15 protein-coding genes are annotated in these 17,961 nt (G+C 64.7%); 7 read left to right on the forward strand and 8 right to left on the reverse strand.

Features of this window, described 5'->3' with window-relative positions; translation table 11 throughout:
* Nucleotide 1 precedes the first annotated feature (1 nt).
* Together GCN75_RS20105 and GCN75_RS20110 are read right to left on the reverse strand one after the other, a co-directional pair.
* Nucleotides 2–2,500, reverse strand: coding sequence for a TonB-dependent receptor (locus tag GCN75_RS20105; protein WP_226941485.1), 2,499 nt, complete (start codon nucleotides 2,498–2,500; stop codon nucleotides 2–4).
* Nucleotides 2,501–2,597: 97 nt separating this feature from the next.
* Nucleotides 2,598–3,059 carry an Lrp/AsnC family transcriptional regulator gene (locus GCN75_RS20110; protein ID WP_070217690.1) on the reverse strand — a complete coding sequence of 154 codons (462 nt, stop codon included), beginning with the start codon at nucleotides 3,057–3,059 and terminating at the stop codon, nucleotides 2,598–2,600.
* Between the two features lie 99 nt (nucleotides 3,060–3,158).
* Here GCN75_RS20110 and ilvB point away from each other — a divergent pair, with 99 nt between their 5' ends.
* Nucleotides 3,159–4,925, forward strand: coding sequence for a biosynthetic-type acetolactate synthase large subunit (gene ilvB / locus GCN75_RS20115; protein ID WP_152283988.1), 1,767 nt, complete (start codon nucleotides 3,159–3,161; stop codon nucleotides 4,923–4,925).
* Between the two features lie 36 nt (nucleotides 4,926–4,961).
* On the opposite strand, the gene GCN75_RS20120 is transcribed toward ilvB, so the two are convergent.
* Nucleotides 4,962–5,825, reverse strand: a complete 864-nt coding sequence (locus GCN75_RS20120; protein WP_152283989.1) for a helix-turn-helix domain-containing protein — start codon at nucleotides 5,823–5,825, stop codon at nucleotides 4,962–4,964.
* Between the two features lie 136 nt (nucleotides 5,826–5,961).
* On the opposite strand from GCN75_RS20120, the gene GCN75_RS20125 reads away from it, so the two are divergent.
* From GCN75_RS20125 to bamE, 5 genes are read left to right on the forward strand one after another with little or no spacing between them, the layout of a single operon-like run.
* Complete coding sequence (locus tag GCN75_RS20125; protein ID WP_152283990.1) at nucleotides 5,962–7,404, forward strand: cytochrome P450; 1,443 nt, start codon at nucleotides 5,962–5,964, stop codon at nucleotides 7,402–7,404.
* Between the two features lie 35 nt (nucleotides 7,405–7,439).
* Nucleotides 7,440–7,901, forward strand: coding sequence for a GNAT family N-acetyltransferase (locus tag GCN75_RS20130; protein WP_152283991.1), 462 nt, complete (start codon nucleotides 7,440–7,442; stop codon nucleotides 7,899–7,901).
* Nucleotides 7,898–8,257, forward strand: coding sequence for a nucleotide pyrophosphohydrolase (locus GCN75_RS20135; RefSeq protein WP_152283992.1), 360 nt, complete (start codon nucleotides 7,898–7,900; stop codon nucleotides 8,255–8,257). The genes GCN75_RS20130 and GCN75_RS20135 overlap by 4 nt, the downstream gene beginning before the upstream one ends.
* A gap of 50 nt (nucleotides 8,258–8,307) precedes the next feature.
* A complete protein-coding gene (locus GCN75_RS20140) occupies nucleotides 8,308–9,096 on the forward strand; it encodes a hypothetical protein (RefSeq protein ID WP_152283993.1) in 789 nt (262 codons plus the stop codon).
* The gene (gene bamE / locus GCN75_RS20145; RefSeq protein WP_152283994.1) at nucleotides 9,093–9,401 is read left to right on the forward strand and encodes an outer membrane protein assembly factor BamE domain-containing protein; all 309 of its coding nucleotides are present in this window, start codon (nucleotides 9,093–9,095) and stop codon (nucleotides 9,399–9,401) included. The genes GCN75_RS20140 and bamE overlap by 4 nt, the downstream gene beginning before the upstream one ends.
* Nucleotides 9,402–9,496: 95 nt before the next feature.
* On the opposite strand, the gene GCN75_RS20150 is transcribed toward bamE, so the two are convergent.
* From GCN75_RS20150 to GCN75_RS20160, 3 genes are all read right to left on the reverse strand, one after another.
* On the reverse strand, nucleotides 9,497–11,158 hold the full coding sequence (locus GCN75_RS20150; protein WP_152256996.1) for a methyl-accepting chemotaxis protein: 1,662 nt from the start codon (nucleotides 11,156–11,158) through the stop codon (nucleotides 9,497–9,499).
* Nucleotides 11,159–11,605: 447 nt separating this feature from the next.
* Nucleotides 11,606–13,744 (reverse strand): DEAD/DEAH box helicase, encoded by a 2,139-nt coding sequence (locus GCN75_RS20155; RefSeq protein ID WP_152283995.1) that lies wholly within the window; start codon nucleotides 13,742–13,744, stop codon nucleotides 11,606–11,608.
* A gap of 271 nt (nucleotides 13,745–14,015) precedes the next feature.
* Nucleotides 14,016–14,861 (reverse strand): alpha/beta fold hydrolase, encoded by an 846-nt coding sequence (locus GCN75_RS20160; RefSeq protein ID WP_152283996.1) that lies wholly within the window; start codon nucleotides 14,859–14,861, stop codon nucleotides 14,016–14,018.
* Nucleotides 14,862–14,996: 135 nt separating this feature from the next.
* Between GCN75_RS20160 and GCN75_RS20165 the strand changes: the two genes are divergently transcribed.
* A complete protein-coding gene (locus GCN75_RS20165; protein ID WP_152283997.1) occupies nucleotides 14,997–16,613 on the forward strand; it encodes a M28 family peptidase in 1,617 nt (538 codons plus the stop codon).
* A 46-nt stretch (nucleotides 16,614–16,659) separates the two neighbouring features.
* Here the strand turns inward: GCN75_RS20165 and GCN75_RS20170 are convergent, their stop codons facing one another.
* The gene (locus GCN75_RS20170) at nucleotides 16,660–17,076 is read right to left on the reverse strand and encodes an SRPBCC family protein (RefSeq protein ID WP_152283998.1); all 417 of its coding nucleotides are present in this window, start codon (nucleotides 17,074–17,076) and stop codon (nucleotides 16,660–16,662) included.
* Between the two features lie 140 nt (nucleotides 17,077–17,216).
* Nucleotides 17,217–17,915, reverse strand: coding sequence for a dienelactone hydrolase family protein (locus tag GCN75_RS20175; protein WP_152283999.1), 699 nt, complete (start codon nucleotides 17,913–17,915; stop codon nucleotides 17,217–17,219).
* Between the last annotated feature and the right edge of the window lie 46 nt (nucleotides 17,916–17,961).

Raw genomic sequence — 17,961 nt, forward strand, 5'->3', positions numbered from 1 at the left:
GTTAAAACGCGTAACGCACGCCCACATTCACGCTGCGCGGCGCGCCTGCCGCATAGAACGTCGCGTTGACCATCGGATAGTCGCCATTCACGGCGGGCAGCGGGCGGGCGGCGAAATTGCCGTTGGCATCGAACCCCGTCGCGCCCAGCTGGGCCGCCGTCGCGTACTTGCGGTCGAACAAGTTATTTACTTGGGCAAATACGCTGAGGCGGGGCGTCAGCTGGTACTTGCCGTTCAGCTCGACCACGGCGTAGCCGGCGCTCTTGCCCGGCCCCAGGTAGGACGGGCCGCCCGCCTGGTGGCCATTGTTTTCATTGCCGCGCGCGTAGGCGCTCGACACGGCCGTCATGGCCAGGCCCACCGTCCAGTCGCGTCCGCCCTCGTAATCCACGTGCGCCTTCAGGATATGGCTGGGCGTCAGGGGAATGCGGTTACCAGGCATGATGACGATATTGCCTTCCAGGCCGGGCGCCGCCGCATCGCTGCTGCTGTTGGCGCTGCCGTTGACCACTTCGCGGCTTTGATACGTGGCCTGCAGCCACGTGTAGTTGACGCCGAAGTCCAGCGCGCCCGCCTTGCCATCAAGCGCCAGTTCCACGCCCTGGTGCCGCGTCTTGCCGAAATTCTTGAAGTAGCCGAAACCCGCCTGGTTGTCGGCCACGAACAGGATGTCGTCGTGGTTTTCTGCGCGGAATACGCCCGCGCTCCAACGGGCCACGCTGGCGAACGTGCCGCGCACGCCCGCTTCCCACGTCTTCGTCACCACCTGCTTCAAGGGCGGGTCGCCCGCCATGGCGTTGGGCAGGCGGCACGGGTTTTCCGGGTCGGCGCAACCGAGTTCGATGGCCGTCGGCGTGCGGCTGCCTTCGTTGTAGCCGAGGTAGGCGCTCACGCCTGCGGCTGGCGCATAGGCCAGGCCGATGGCGGGATTGAAGCGGCTGAAACGGTGGTCGCCATCGAGCGAGCCGCCGCCGCCGCCGGGCGTGATGGCGTCGCGGTTGCGCACGGTGCTGCGGTTGTAGCGGCCCGAGACGGTCAAGGTCAGATCTTGAGTGAACGCCATGCTGTCGCTCGCATACACGCTCCACGTACGCATGCGCCCGCTCAAGTCGACCCGGTTGTCCACGGGCGTGCCATCGTCATCGATTTCCGTGCCGTCGGCAAAGAAGTTCACGGGCGTGATGCTGCGGTCCGGATTCAGATAGCCGAACTGGCTGGTCTGGCGGAACGTGGCGTGGCTCACGTCGTAGGCGGCACCGGCCGTGACCGTATGGCGCACTCCCGCCACGTCGGCCAGCGCGGTGAACTGGCCCGAAAACCCATAGTTTTCCTGCTGCGTATGGCTGCGGTTGATCATGCCGTTGCATTTTTCGGCCGGCTCATCGTTCAGCAGCACGTTGGCGATGCAGCGCCATTTGGGGAAAGGCGTGTTGGACGCGTTCGCCCCGCTGGCGGGAAAGCCCGTGTAGCCGGCCGCCGCCAGCGCCGCGCGCTCGGCCGCGCCGGGCTGGTAGACGGACTGGTCGAGCGACTCGTCGTTCAGGTCGCCGTTAAACGTGTGCGTGTCGATCTTGCGGTAATACACATTGCCGGACAATAGCAAGGCCGTGCTGGCCTGGTGCTTGCCCGTCACGTTCAACAGGGTCGACTTGTTTTCCGTCAAGTCCGGCTTGGTGTAGACGCTGCGGTAATCGCGCGCCAGCATGCGCTGTTCCTGCAAGCCATTGCCCGTCAGCGCATTGTCCGCGTGGGACACGGTGGCGGCAATGTCCGTGCGCGCATCGCCCCAGCCCAGCTTGCCAAACACCTGGCGCACGTCGGACGGCGAATCGTCGCGCCAGCCCTCTTCCTTGAAACGGTTGCCCGTCACGTACCAGTGCCAGCCCTGCGCATTGCTGCCGCCATGCTCGGCCTCCACGGCGCGGCGCTGGTGCGAACCCAGGCGCGCCTCGATGGCGGTGCCGGGACTGCTGCGGCCATCCTTGGTCTGCAGGGCCAGCGCGCCGCCCAGGGTGTTCAGGCCGAACAGGGGATTCGAGCCCGGCATCAGGGTCAGCGACCCGATGGCCATGCGCGGGATCAGGTCCCAGCTGACGACGTCGCCGAACGGCTGGTTCAGTCGCATGCCGTCGAGGTAGACGGACAGGCCCTGGGGCGTGCCAAGCAAGGGCGAGGCCGTGTAGCCGCGGTAGCTGACGTCGGGCTGGAACGGATTGTTCTGCACCTCGTTCACATACACGCTGCCCAGGTTGCGGCGCAGGAAAGCGGAAATGTCGAGCGCGCCGCTGCGGGCGATCTGCTGCGCGCTGGCCGTCTGCACGGGCGCGGCCAGGGTATCGCGCGGCTGCTCCACGGTGGGCAGCGGCATGCTGCCCGTAATGATGACGGTGGGCAAGTCGCCCGAAGCGGCCAGGTGCGCGTCCAGGCTGGCGGCAGCCGGTTCGGCGGCCTGCGCCTGGCACAGTGCCATGGCGGCGGCCGCAAATAAAGTCAGTTTCATGCTGGTCCCCAGTGGTTTTATCGTGGTTTTTATTACTGTCCAGTATCGGACAGCCACCGGGTGATGGACTAGGGAAAAACTCCCGCCGTGCGGGGGACTAGCGTTGCAAGGGCAAATAACTCTGTTTGAGCTGGCGCAAGACAAAGCTCGATTTGCTGTGGCGGATGCCGGGAATTTTATACAGGCGCTCGCGCAGCAGGCGTTCGTAGTCGCGCGTGTCGCTCACGGCGATGCGCAGGTAGTAATCGTAGTCGCCGGAGACGAGAAACGCTTCCAGCACTTCCGGGATCATGGCCAGCGCGTGGCCGAACTCGAACAGCGCCTGGTCGGAATGGTCGTCCAGGGTCACTTGCACGATGACGGTATCGGCCAGTCCCACCTTGGCCGCGTTGACGTTCACCGTGTAGCCCTCGATGACGCCATCGTCTTCCATGCGCTTGATGCGCGCCCAGCACGGCGACGACGTCAGGCCCACCTTGGCGCTCAGGTCATGCAGGCTGATGCGGGCATCCTGCTGCAGGGCAGTCAGGATGGCGAGGTCGAATTTATCCAGTTTCATTCTGCTTTTCCCTATTATTTCAGCAAATTTTGCTTAAATATGCATTTTATACGAGAAAACCAGCAGCCTTTTCTGCGCCAGCAAGCAGAAAATAGGCACATGAAACCCGATCCCGCTCCCCTCCTCGCCCCGCCCTCCGACACCGCCGCGCCACGCAATGGCGCCAGCGTCCTGATCGACACCCTGCTGGCGCTGGGCGTCGATACCGTCTTCGGCTATCCGGGCGGCGCCGTGCTGCCCCTGTACGACGCGCTGCATGCCCAGCCCCGTCTGCGCCATGTGCTGGTGCGCCACGAACAGGCAGCCGTGCACGCGGCCGAAGGCTATGCGCGCAGCACGGGACGGCCCGGCGTCGTCTTCGTCACGTCCGGCCCCGGCATGAGCAATACCACCACGGGCTTGCTCGACGCCCTGTGCGATTCGGTGCCCGTCATCTGCATCAGCGGCCAGGTGGCCACCACCAGCATCGGCACGAACGCCTTCCAGGAATGCGACGCGCTGGGCATTTCGCGCCCCGTCACCAAGTGGAACCGGCAAATCCGGTCGGCCGAGGACACGGCGGCCGTCGTGCACGAAGCGCACGCGCAAGCCACGCAGGGCCGGCCCGGCCCCGTGCTGGTCGATTTCCCCAAGGATATGCAACTGGCGCCCGTCACGCAGCACACGCCGCTGCCGCCCGCCGCCACAACCCCTGCCGCGCCCCTGCCGCAGCTCGCCGACCTGGAACGGGCCGCCAGCCTGATCGCCGGCGCGCGCCAGCCCGTGTTCTATGGCGGCGGGGGACTCGTCAATTCCGGCCTCGATGCCTGCGCCGCATTTGGGCAGCTGGTCAAGCTGGCGGCCGCGCCCTGCACCTTGACCCTGCTGGGCCTGGGCGCCTTTCCCGCCGCGCACCCTGCCTTCCTGGGCATGCTGGGCATGCACGGCACGCTGGAAGCGAACCTGGCCATGCACCATGCGGACCTGGTCGTCTGCGTGGGCGCCCGCTTCGACGACCGGGTGACGGGCCGCCTGGATGCCTTCTGCCCCGGCGCGAAAATCATCCACGTCGATATCGATCCGGCGTCCATACACAAGGTGGTGCGCGCCGACGTGGCCCTGCGCGGCGATTGCGCGCCCGTGCTGGCCGCCTTGCTGGCGCAGCTGCGCGGACGCCTGCTGGCGGACCGCCAGCCGTGGTGGCAGCGCATCGACGGCTGGCGCGCGCAGGACAGCCTGGCGTTCGACGACACGCCGCAGGTGATCGCGCCGCAGGCGCTGATGCGGCGCCTGCAGGTGGCGCTGGACAGTATGGATGGCGGCGACGCCATCGTCTCCACCGACGTGGGCCAGCACCAGATGTGGGCGGCGCAGCACTTGCGCTTCGCGCAGCCGCGCCGCTGGCTGACCTCGGGCGGCGCCGGCACCATGGGGTATGGCTTGCCGGCCGCCATCGGCGCGCAGGTCGCCCATCCCCACAAGCGCGTCGTGTGCGTCAGCGGCGACGCCTCGATTCTGATGAATATCCAGGAACTGGCCACCGCCGTGCAGCACCGCCTGCCCGTGAAAGTGGTGCTGTCGAACAATGGCTACATGGGCATGGTGCGCCAGTGGCAAGAACTCATCCATGGCGGGCGCTACAGCCACAGCTACACGGAAGCGCTGCCCGATTTCGTCGCGCTGGCACGCGCGTTCGGCTGGCAGGCGCACACGGTGAGCCGGCGCGAGGAACTCGACGCAGCGCTGGCGGCCTGCCTGGCATCCGAGGGGCCCTACTTCCTCGACGTGCGCGTGCATGGCGCGGAAAACTGCTTCCCCATGCTGGCGCCCGGCGCGGGCCACCATGAGGTGACCTTATCCAAAGGAAATGTGTACAGCGAACGGTAGGTCGGATTACGCGAGGCGAGGCCGCGCTAATCCGACCTACGTCCAGATCCTGTAGATCCAGTAGCTCTCGTCGTCGCGGATGGCGCGCGCCAGCTCGGTAGGACTCAAGCCCGTGATTTCGCGCGTCTCGCGGCAGAAATGGGCCTGGTCGGCGTAACCGCCGCTGGCGGCGATATCGGACCAGGACACCGTGCCTTGCAGGATGGCGCCACGCTCGTCGAGAAACAGCTGTTCCGCGCGGCGCATGCGGCGCAAGGTGCGCATGGGCTGGCCGGCCCATGCCTTGATGCGGCGCTCGATATTGCGCGCGCCGCTGGCCAGGCCCGTCGATGCCGCCTGCACGCCCAGGCGGCGCACCCAGTCCTGCACGGCGCCGGCCGGATGGTCGCCGCTCTTGCGCGCCGCCTGCCAGCGCGGGGCCAGGAAATCTTCCACCAGGCGCATGCGGACGTCATCATCGGGCGCGGCCAGCACGGCGTCCGACAGGGCCAGCCAGTCGGCGCCAAACACGGCATCGAGCGGGCGGAACTGGTCCAGCAAGGCATCCATCGATACGCCCGTCAACGCATGCAGGGCGGCCGGGTAAAACATCACGACAAACGTGTGCACGGGGCCGGGGTTATAGCTGACCAGCGGATACGAACGGGGGCCGCCGAACAGCGCGGGCGGCATGCGCACGTCCGGCAGCGACAGGCCCGGCGCGGCCGCTTCCACCTCGCCCGCGACGGTCCAGATGATGCTGCACATGGGCACGGCAGGAAAGCGGTTCAGGCGCTGGGACGACGGCAAGGGCGCGCAGCCCATGGTGTTGCGCACGAGCATGGCCCGCACGCAGGAGGCGAGCGCGGTGCGCGGCGCGATCAGGCGCGTGACGGGTGCGGGAGTCGGTGTGGAAGCCATGGCGGCCATTGTAGCGGGATTTTTTTGCTGCGCCACGCTGTCGTAAACGTTCAATACACGGGGACCGCAAGCGCGTAGAGTACGGTTATTGTTGCAAGCAATCCTCATACTTTCACCGTATCGACAGGAGATGTTCATGCCGCCACTCGACCACGCCGCCGCGCCCGCCATCGCGCGGCCCTTGCGCCAGATCCGCCGCCTGCCGGGGCCGTTCGCCCTGCCCATCGTCGGCAACAGCCTGCAGATCAAGCTCACGCGCATCCACCGCGACGTGGAAGAGTGGGTACAGCGCTACGGTCCCTTCATGCGCGCCTGGTTCGGCCGCACCCTGGTGCTGGTGGTGGCCGACAGCGAGGCCGTCGGCGCCGTGCTGCGCGACCGGCCCGACGGTTTCCGCCGCCCCCTGAGCAGCTCCGTCGTCTCCGACGAAATGGGCGGCGTGCCCGGCCTGTTCCTGGCCGAGGGCACGGAGTGGCGCAACCAGCGCCGCATGGTCATGGCCGGCATGGCGCCCGGCGCCATCAAGGCGTATTTCCCCGCGCTGGTGACGGTGGCCCAGCGCCTGCAGCGGCGCTGGCATCTTGCCGCCACGCAAGGCCAGGCCATCGACCTCGATGGCGACCTGAAACGCTACACGGTCGACATCATCGCCGGCCTGGCCTTCGGCACGGAAGTCAACACGCTCGAATCGGGCGAGGACGTGATCCAGCGCCACATGGATGACATCCTGCCCGCCGTGGCGCGGCGCAGCCTGTCCATGTTCCCGTACTGGCGCTACGTGAAACTGCCCGTCGACCGGCGCCTGGACCGCGACGTGGCGGCCCTGTCCGCCGCCGTGGCCGGCCTGGTGCAGCAGGCGCGCACGCGCATGGCGCACGACCCGGCACGGCGCGAGCGTCCGCCCAACCTGCTCGAAGCGATGATCGCCGCCGCCGACCTGGAAGGCAGCGGCGTGAGCGACCGCAACGTGGCCGGCAATGTGCTGACCATGCTGCTGGCCGGCGAAGACACGACGGCCAACACGGTGTCCTGGATGATCTATCTGTTGCAGCGCCATCCGCATACCCTGGCCCGGGCGCGCGAAGAAGTGCGGCGCGTGGCGCCCGACGCGGCCCGCTTCACGATCGAGCAGATGGATAGCCTCGACTACCTGGGCGCGTGCGCCAGCGAAGCCATGCGCCTGAAACCCGTGGCGCCGTTCCTGCCCGTGGAGGCGCTGCGCGACACGGTGATCGGCGATATCGCCGTGCCGGCCGGCACATTGGTGTGGTGCGTGATGCGCCACGACACGGTGTCCGATGCGCACTTTCCCGACGCGCAGGCGTTCCAGCCCGAACGCTGGCTGGCCGAGGGCGGCGAGGCAAACAACAAGCGCGCGTCGATGCCCTTCGGCGCCGGCTTGCGCACGTGCCCGGGCCGCTATCTGGCCTTGTTGGAAATCAAGATCGCCATGGCCATGCTGCTGGGCAGCTTCGACATCGCCGGCGTCGACACGCCCGATGGCGGCGAGGCGCAGGAACTGATGGGGTTTGTCATGTCGCCCATCGGCTTGACGATGCGCCTTGCGCGGCCGCAGTGATACCATGGGGGAAATCCCATACACGTGACTCCCCCATGACCATCCGCCTGGAATCGCCGCAGCAAGCCGACGTGCAAACCCTGATCGCCGAGCTTGATGCCTATCAACAAACCCTGTATCCGGCCGAGTGCGTCTACTCGCTGGACCTGGCATCGTTGCCGCCCGATACCCTGCTGTTTGCCGTCGCCCGCGATGCGGCAGGCGCGGCGCGCGCCTGCGGCGCCATCGTCGTTACGCCCGATTTCGGCGAGCTCAAGCGCATGTACGTGCACCCGGACAGCCGTGGCCAGGGCCTGGCGAAACGCTTGCTGGCCTTGCTGGAAGAACAGGCGCTGGCGCGCGGCTGCCGCTTGCTGACCCTGGAAACGGGCATCCACCAGCCCGACGCCATCTCCCTGTACGCGCGCCACGGCTACCAGCGGCGGGGACCGTACGGCGACTATCCCGATGATCCGTTCAGTGTCTTCATGGAAAAACCGTTGCAGGCGGCAGCATGAACGCGCCCGCCGACAGCCTGCTCGACATCCGCGCGCGCCTGCGCGCCTTTGCCAGCGAACGCGACTGGGACCAGTTCCACACGCCGAAAAACCTGGCCATGGCCCTGTCCGTGGAAGTGGCGGAACTGGTGGAACACTACCAGTGGCTGCCCACGGGCGCCGATGGCGAACTGGACGAGGCGAAGCGCACGGGCATCCGCCATGAACTGGCCGACGTGTTGATGTACCTGGTGCGCCTGGCCGACAAGAGCGGCGTCGACCTGCATGGCGCCGTGCTGGAAAAGATGGCACTCAATGCGCAGAAATACCCGGCGCAGCAGGTGCGCGGCGACGCGCGCAAATATAGCGCATACTGATCCCCCCCATCCGTGCGTGGCTGCCGCGCGAAAAGGCGTAGCATTCAGGCATGCGTATTCATCTCTCACTGCTGCTCGCTTGCCTGCTCCACGTCCCTGTTGCGCTGGCGCAAACTGCGCCCGTGCCGCAAGTGAAGGTGGACGCCACGCGCGACCCCGTCGATAAATCCTACCGCAAGATGCTGCAGGGCGTGGACCGCTTCGAGCGCGACCATGCGCTGGCGCCGCAGGCCGTGCTGCGTTTCCGTTTGCTGCCGCGCCAGCCGGGCGTGGACATGACGGGCGTGCAGCTGCGCATCGCCGGCGACACGGTCAGCATCCCCCTGCCCTTGGCCGAGGACAACAGCTTTGCCCCCGTGCGCAATGCGCAAGCGGCGCGCGAAGATGCCGTGCTGATCGCCAACCGCAAGGCCACGACCATGAGCTGGCGCGCCCAGGTCATCACGCCCGGCTTGCCGCCCGGCACGCGGCGCCTGGGCGACTTGCGCCTGGAATGCCGCGCCGGCATGGATTCGGGCCTGATCTCGAACGACCCGCAAATCATCGCCTGGCTGTCCAGCATGCTCTACAGCACGGACAAGGTGTGTTCCGAGCCCGATGGCAATTATCTGTTCTTCACGGAGCGCCCCCTGTTCGGCGTCACCCTCGTGCACGGCGAACGCCGGCTGGCCCTGCCGTTCACCATGCTGTACGCGGGCGGCGAGCAGACGCCCGCTTCGCTGCCCTATTGCGATTGCCAAGTCTTGCTTGACCGCACGTATTACGCCCCCCTGTGGGACCAAAACTGGCCGGACGACACCCTGCTGGAATTTACTTACATGGACGAGGTGGCGCCATGAAGGGCCTTTCGCTGATCGTGCTGATGCTGCTGGCCGCCTGCTCCGGCACGCGCGCCTTGCAGGCCAGCAAGAATGTCCCGTACGCCACCCTGGAGCAGGTGGTGCAAGCAGGCAGCAGCACGCGCGAACAGGTGCGCGCGGCGCTGGGAGACAGCACCTCGATTCGTTTCGACAGCGGCAATGAAGTGTGGATGTACACGTATCCGGCGGCCTCGGGCGCGCAGGGCGAATATGTGATTCTGTTTGGCGGGGATGGGGTGGTGCGGAAGGTGCGCAGCGGCGAGGTGTACCGGGTGAAGAAGTAAGAGTAAGCCCACAGACAAAACCCGGGGGGAATGCTCCCAATGGGAAGCATTCCGGTCACGCAGTGACTGACCCCAGCCTTTCGCCGTTGTGGTAATTATCGAGCCTTCAGCAAGGCCCGCGACGCCACGCCGGCCGCCACGCTGGGGCTGCGGCCCACGCCGGCAGCCTTGCGCTTGGGCGACGCCTTCAGCTTGAAGATGCCGATCGACTGGGCCACGCTGTTGGTGCGCTGCGCCAGGTTGGTGGCGGCGGCAGCAGCCTGCTCCACCAGCGCCGCATTCTGCTGCGTGATGCCATCCATGTGGATGACGGCCTGGTTGACTTGTCCGATGCCCTGGTTCTGCTCGCGCGTGGTGGATGAAATCTCGTCCATCACTTCCGTCACCCTGGCCACCGAAGCGATCACTTCCGTCATGGTAGCGCCCGCATTGCTGGTCAGCACGCTGCCCGCATTCACGGTGGCGATCGAATGGTCGATCAGGTTTTTCACCTCTTTCGCGGCCGTTGCCGAGCGCTGTGCCAGGCTGCGCACTTCGCCGGCCACGACGGCAAAACCGCGGCCGTGCTCGCCCGCGCGGGCCGCTTCCACAGCCGCGTTCAAGGCCAGGATGTTCGTCTGGAAGGCGATACCGTCGATCAAGCCGATAATGTCGAGAATCTTGCGCGACGACGTGCTGATCTCATCCATCGTCGTGACCACTTCGCTGACGATGGTACCGCCCTTGGCGGCCACGGTGGACGCCTGCGCCGCCAGGTCGTTGGCCGTGGCCACGTGGTCGGCGCTGTTCTGTACGGTGGAGGTCAGCTCTTCCATGCTGGCCGCCGTCTGCTCGAGGCTGGACGCCTGCGATTCCGTGCGGCTGGACAAGTCCATATTACCTGTGGCAATTTCCGCCGTGGTGATGCGGATATCCTCGAAGTTGGCGCGCACGTCGCCGATGATGCTGTGCAAGTTGATGTTGGTCTGGCGCAAGGCGGCCATCAATTGACCCATGTCATCGTCGCGTACCTTGTCGATGACGCCCGTCAAGTCGCCGCCCGCCATCTTGCGCGCCACCGTGATGGCGTCGCCCAAGGGGGCGACGAGGGAATTGTGCAGATGCGCCCAGAAATACAGCATCAGCGCCACGGCCGCGGCGGCCGCGCCGCTGAGCCAGCTGCGCGTGGCCGTGCTCGTGTCGCCATCGATATTCCACACGGCGCAGCCGAGGATGGCCAGCACCACGCCAAAGACGATGCAATGCAGGGCCAGGTCCTGCGACAGGGTCAGCTTGCGCCATTCGGCCAGCTTGGCGGCCCAGCCCTGGCGCACGACGCGGCCATTGCGGATCGCCAGGTTGGCGCTATTGCCATCCTTGAAGCTTTTATACAGGGCTGCCGCTTCGTTGATCTGCTCGCGCGTGGGCTTGGTGCGCACGGACATATAGCCGATCGGGCGGCCGTTTTCGATGACGGGCGTGATGTTGGCGAAGACCCAGTAGAAATCGCCATTCTTGCAGCGGTTCTTGACCATGCCGGTCCAGGGCATGCCCGTCTTGATGGTGTCCCACAGGTCGGCAAACGCTTCGGCCGGCATATCGGGATGACGCAGGATATTCTGTGGTGCACCCAGCAGTTCCATTTCTGAAAAGCCGCTGACCTCAATGAAATACTGATTGGCGTAATTGATGTTTCCCTGTAAATCCGTAGTGGAAACAATCGTCATGCCTTCATTTAATACGTATTCATTTTGCGTGATAGGCGTATTGACCCGCATCGTCGCTCCTCTATTTTTTTCAACTAGCATAACAAAAACATAAAAACAATATACCACATCAAGCAGCCATGATATATCGCCTCGGCGACAGTGACGCTGGTCAAACAATTTAATAAAAGTCAATTATTTTATGTTTTAGGATTTATTTTGAATCAACTTGATTGATTTTATTGAAATTCAAAACTTTAATAACGTGCAGTATGAATAATTAATTAAATATTATTTATCGTTATCCGGTGCGAGAAACAAGCCGCATCTGCCGATTAAAAGATGGCAACGGCAATCCGATAGGAAAAACCCATGGCGCAGCCCTCCGCCCGGATAATGGAGCGATAAGGTTCATTTCTGAAGGGAAAATAAAAACTGGCGCGAGCGCGCCAGTGGGGGATGTGTCTCCAATCCGCGACACAGGCGCCGGAGCGCCTGCACGGGAATGGATGTCAGCTGTTACTTGTAGGTCTTGCGCGGTGGCGATTTCGGACGCGGTGGCGCAGGCTTGCGCTCCGTCGTGCCGTCATCCAGGCTGATGCGCAGTTTCTGGCCCGAGACCACGACCGATTTCAGGTGGTCGAGGATTTCCGGCGGCATGCCTTCCGGCAGGTCCAGCACGCTGTAGTTGTCAAAGATATCGATGCGGCCGATATGCTTGGCTTCCAGGTTCGCTTCGTTGGCGATGGCGCCAACGATGTTGCTTGGCGTTACGGCGTGCTCACGGCCCACTTCGATGCGGTAAGCCGTCACGCCGGGACGTGGACGCTCCTTCTTCGGCGCGCGCGGGGCCACTTCGCCCGCGTCCGCTGGCGCATCCTTGAACGCTGGCGCGGACTTGGCGGCAAACGGCTTGCGCGGCGCGGCTGGCGGCGCCAGGTCCGGCGCGTCGCCGTCGCGGCTGATGCGCAGCTGCTGGCCCGCCACCCACACGGTTTTCAGCTGGTCCAGCAATTCTTTCGGCATGCTGTCTGGCAAGTCCAGGACGCTGTAATCGTCATAGATTTCAATGCGGCCGATGTTTTTCGAATCGATGCCCGCCTCGTTGGCGATGGCGCCCACGATATTGCCTGGCTTCACGCCATGCTGATGACCTACCTCAATGCGGAAGGTTTGCATGCCGGCGTCGGCTGGACGTTGAATGCGTTCCTTTTTCGGGAAGGCCGGGCGTTCGCTGCGCTCGAAGCGGTCGCCCCGTTCCGGACGGTCGTTGCGTTCGAAGCGGTCTTGGCGCACTGGACGGTCGTCTTGCCACGTGGCTTGCTCGCGCGCCTTGTTCTTGTCCAGCAACAGAGGCACATTGCCACGCGCCATCTTCGCCAGGGCGGCGGCGATTTCGATGGCGGGAATGTTCTGTTCGCGTTCAAAATCTTCGATCAGCGACTGGAACTGCTCCAGTTCGCCCAGGGCCAGGGTTTCGCTGATCTGTTCCTTGAACTTGGCGATACGCACGTCGTTGACGGCCTGGATCGTTGGCAATTCCAGCATGCCGATCGGCTGGCGGGTCGAGCGTTCGATGGCTTTCAGCAAGTTCTTTTCACGCGGGGTGATGAACAAAATCGCTTCGCCGCTGCGGCCGGCGCGGCCCGTGCGGCCGATGCGGTGGGTATAGCTTTCCGGATCGTGCGGCACGTCGTAGTTGACGACGTGGCTGATGCGCTCGACGTCCAGGCCGCGGGCGGCCACGTCGGTGGCCACGAGGATGTCGATCTTACCGTCTTTCAACTGCTGAATCGTGCGCTCGCGCTGCGCCTGCTGGATATCGCCATTGATGGCGGCAGCCGAGAAGCCCCGTGCCTGCAGCTTGCTGGCCAGCTCTTCCGTGCCCAGCTTGGTGCGGGCGAAGATGATCATGCCGTCAAACGCTTCCGCTTCCAGGATGCGGGTCAGCGCGTCGAGCTTGTGCATGCCCGACACCAGCCAGTAGCGCTGGCGGATGTTGTCGGCCGTGCCCGTCTTGGCGGCAACCGTTACTTCGGCCGGGTTCACCAGGTAGGTCGTGGCGATGCGCTTGATGACGGAAGGCATGGTGGCCGAGAACAGCGCCGTTTGATGGCCTTCCGGTGTTTCTTGCAAGATGCGTTCGACATCGTCGATAAAGCCCATGCGCAGCATTTCATCGGCTTCGTCCAGCACCAGGGTCTTCAGCTTGGACAGGTCGAGCGAACCCTTGTCCAGGTGATCGATGACGCGGCCAGGGGTGCCGACGACGACGTGCACGCCGCGGCGCAGGGCCGACAGCTGCGGGCCGTAGCTTTGGCCGCCGTAGATCGGCAGCACGTGGAAGCCGGGGATGTGGGCAGCGTACACCTGGAACGCTTCGGCGACCTGGATGGCCAGTTCGCGCGTCGGTGCCAGGACCAAGGCTTGGGGTGAGCTTTGTTTCAGATCAATGCGCGACAGGATAGGCAAGGCGAAGGCGGCGGTCTTACCCGTGCCCGTTTGCGCCTGGCCCAGCACGTCGCGGTTAGCGAGCAATAATGGAATCGTGGCCGCCTGGATAGGCGACGGTGTTTCGTAACCGACATCCTTGAGCGCGCGAACCAGCGGCTCGCTCAGGTTAAGGTCGGAAAATAAGGAAATTGGTGTATCAGACATGAAATCACTCACAAGTTCGCTCGAATCGCCCAATGCGAAAGAGTGTATCTGCTAGTTTACTCTTTACTGGACCTTACCGGGTGGCTGCATGCCGCAGAACGCCGTTTTTTGCGCCATATCTACCGAAAAAAGGCAGAAAAATCGGCGATCCGCACGCATTTGGCGCGTGATTTTGCCAACATTAAACGATACACAACAATGTGCCGCCCGCGCCTGTTCTACACGGCAACAGAAACGGCGGGCGCCCCAATCCCATGGCGCCCGCCCCGTTTCAGGTGCGCAGGAACTCCAGCAAGTCCTCGTTCAGGCGGTCCTTGTGCGTCGTCGCCAGCCCGTGCGGCGCGCCCGCATACACGAGCAATTTGCTGCCGATGATGAGCTCGGCCGTGCGCCGCGCCGAGGCGGCGATGGGCACGATCTGATCGTCGTCGCCATGGATCACCAGGGTCGGCACGTCGAACCTGGCCAGGTCGCTGGTGAAATCCGTTTCCGAAAACTGCTTGATGCACAGATAGGCGGCCGGCATGCCCGCCTGCATGCCCTGCAGCCAGAAACTGTCGCGCACGCCCTGCGACGCGGTGGCGCCGGGACGGTTGTAGCCATAGAAAGCCTCGCTCAAGTCGCGGAAGAAGGCGCTGCGGTCGGCCTGCACGCCCGCGCGGATGCCGTCAAAGACGGAGAGCGGCAAGCCCAGCGGGTTGTCCGGCGTCTGCAGCATCAGCGGCGGCACGGCGCCCACGAGCACGGCGCCCGCCAGGCGCTGCGTGCCGTGCCGGCCGATGTAGCGCGCCACTTCGCCGCCGCCCGTCGAGTGGCCGACGAGGGTGGCGCCCGTCAAGTCCAGCGTGTCGATCAGGGCGGCCAGGTCGTCGGCATAGGTATCCATGTCGTTGCCGTCGAAGGGCTGGCTGGAGCGGCCGTGGCCGCGCCGGTCGTGCGCGATGACGCGATAGCCGTGCGACGCCAGATAAAACATCTGGTCTTCCCAGGCGTCGGACGACAGGGGCCAGCCGTGGCTGAAGACGACGGGCGGGCCGCTGCCCCAGTCCTTGTAGTAGATCAGGGTGCCGTCGGCGGTACGCAGGGTATTACTCGATTGCAAGTTAATGGCAGTCATGGAACGCTCCTTGTCGGTGGGCCAGCGGCCATTGTGGCCGCAATCGGCTCGCGCGCGCCGCGCGCTACGCCAGAGCATTGCGGTAGAGTAAGATTACCGCTGCTTTGCTTTCCCGTATTCACTTTTGGAGTTGTCATGCGCTTTCCCCTAGTCCTCGCCGCCAGCCTGTTCAGCACGGCCGCCCTCGCCCAACCGCTCGTTGCCGAAGCGCCCCTGCGCGCCCACCTGTCCTTCCTGGCCGACGATTTGCTCGAAGGACGGGGCACGGGCCAGCGCGGCGGCGACCTGGCCGTGCGCTACCTGGAAACCCAGGCAGCCGTGGCCGGCCTGCAGCCATTGCCGGATGGCACCTACCGCCAGGCGCTGACCATCGTCGGCAGCAAGGCCTTGCCATCGAGCACCGTGACGTTCAGCGCGGGCGGCAAGACCTTGTCTCCCGCCGTCGGCAAGGACATCGTCTTCGGCGCCGCCAATGGCCAGGAAAAAGTGGCGTTCGACGCGCCCGTCGTGTTTGCCGGCTACGGCATCCGCGCCCCCGAGGAAAACTGGGACGACTTCAAGGGCGTCGGCTTGAAGGGCAAGCTGGTGGTCATGATGGTCAACGACCCGCAGCCGACCGCCAGCGAGCCCAACCGCTTTGCCGGCAAGTCGCTGACCTACTACGGCCGCTGGGTCTACAAGTACGAGGAAGCGCTGCGCCAGGGCGCCGCCGGCGTCTTGCTGATCCACACGACCGCATCGGCGTCGTATCCGTGGTCCGTGCCGGCCAACGGTTTCGGCCATGAGCGCTTCAGCCTGGCTGGCGCTGGCAATGCGATGGAAGGCTGGCTGCAGGAAGACATGGCGCGCGCCCTGTTCCAGGCGGGCGGACAAGACCTGGATGCCTTGCGCGCGCAGGCGGAAACGCGCGCGTTCCGCCCCGTGGCCTTGAACGCCACGGTCAAGGTGGCGCTGAACAGCCAGATCCGCAGCATCGAGCAATTCAACGTGGCCGGCATCGTGCCCGGCACGGACCCGAAGCTGAAGGACGAGGCCGTCATTTACTCGGCCCACTGGGACCACCTGGGCAAGGATGACGAAGGCAGCGCCCGCTCAGGACAAAGCGATCACATCTACAACGGCGCCATCGACAACGCTTCGGGCGCGGCAGCGCTGCTGGCCATGGCCCAGGTTGCCGTCAAACAACCGGCGCGCCGCACGCAGATCTTCCTGTGGCCGGCCGGTGAGGAAACGGGCATGCTGGGCAGCACGGCCTACACGCGCAAGCCATTGTGGCCGCTGGCGAAAACGGCCGCCGACCTGAACCTGGACAGCATGAATTTCGTCGGCAAGACGCACGACATCGGCGTGGCCGGCGCCGAGCGCAGCAGCCTGTACGCCAGCGCCGCCAAGGTGGCCAAGCGCATGGGCCTGCGTTTGGCACCCACCATTCCCGACCTGTCCGGCGCCTTTTACCGGGCCGACCACTTTGCGTTTGCCAAGGCCGGCGTGCCCGCCTTCAACGTGGGCTCGGCCGTGTTTTCCGGCGACGGCTCGTTCGACTTCGTCAAGGACCCGAAAGCATCGAGCGAGCGCCTGGTGGCGTTCAAAAAGGATTACCACCAGGTCACCGATGAATACCACCCGTCGTGGGACCTGTCGGGCATGGTGCAGCAGGCGCAGTTCACCCTGAACCTGGGCTATGAAGTGGCGAACGACAAGAATTTGCCGGTGTGGAACAAGGGCGAGGCGTTTGGCAAGGTCAAACGTTAAACCATTCCACGCATACGAAAACACCGGCCTTGGCCGGTGTTTTCATTTAAATCGCCATGATGCGTTTCAGGTCGACGAATGCCGTTTCGTACAGGTGCTGGAACGCACCGATCATGACTTCTTCCACGCCCTCGGCTGCGTCGAACTCGCTCGACCATTCCGCCACGCAGGAAGCGCCGCCCGGCTCGCCCGTGACGCGCAGGGTGGAGCGGTAATTCTTGACGGGGATCGGCCCCGAGACGATGGTATAGCTGTAGCTCTTGTCCGCTTCGCTGTAGCTTTGCAGGCGTTCGGCGATGATGGCGCCGTCCGTGGTTTTCAGGCGGCGCACGCGGCCGCCATGCTCGGACAGGCTGGTCTTGATCGAGCTCGACCATTCAGCCAGCGACTGGAAGCCGCCGATAAAATCCCACACGCGTTCGGCGCTTGCCGCCAATGTTACAGAAACAATTACTTGGGCCATCTTTAATTCGGTTCCTCATCCAGGTTTGCCGGGCGCGGCGCCCGGCCGGCCGGAGTTGCCCGGCACAGCCGCTATTTTAGCGCCCGCGCGGCTTTGCTGCTGAGCGGGCATCCACGGCCATCCTGTTTTCGGCACCCGTCTTACAGATTTTCCGCCAAGAAAATCAAGGAATTGCCGTGCGCGTGGGCGGCGGCGCGCTGCTGGTAGCTGTCGCGGTGGGTGCAGTTGAAACCGTGTTCGGCGCCCGGGTAGATATGGATTTCCACGTCTTGCCGGTCTTCGAAGCGCTCGGCGATCTTTTGCACGGCTTCCGGCGCAATGTGGCTGTCCTGGCCGCCAAAATGCATGAGCAGCGGCACCTGGATCCGGTCGGCCAGGTCCAGCTTGTTCTGGATGCCGCCGCCGTAATAGGCAATGGCGGCGTCGACCAGGCCGGCCGCGGCCGTCTGGAACGACAAACGGCCGCCGAAGCAGTAGCCGACGGACGCCAGCTTGCCCGTCACTTCCGGACGCGCGCGCAGGACGGCGATGGTGGCCTTGATATCGCTCAAGGCATGTTCGTTATCGGTGGCTTGCATCAGTTCCACGGCGCGCTTCCAGCCGTCCGCATCGTAGCCGAGCTCGATGTGCGCGCCGGCGCGCCAGAACAGGTCCGGCACCAGCACCACGTAGCCATCGGCCGCGTACTGGTCGGCCACGGCGCGGATATGCTCGTTGACGCCGAAAATTTCCTGCAACAGGATGATGGCGGGGCCCTTGCCCACGTGCGGCACGGCCAGGTAAGCCTGGAAGCTGCCGTCCGGGCCGGCGATATCGATCCACTGCGATGTTGTGCTCATAGAAACTCCAGTCTGAGGTTGGGGGAATGCCACAGCCTGGCATGTT

The organism is Janthinobacterium violaceinigrum (assembly GCF_009208555.1).
Lineage (GTDB): Bacteria > Pseudomonadota > Gammaproteobacteria > Burkholderiales > Burkholderiaceae_D > Janthinobacterium > Janthinobacterium violaceinigrum.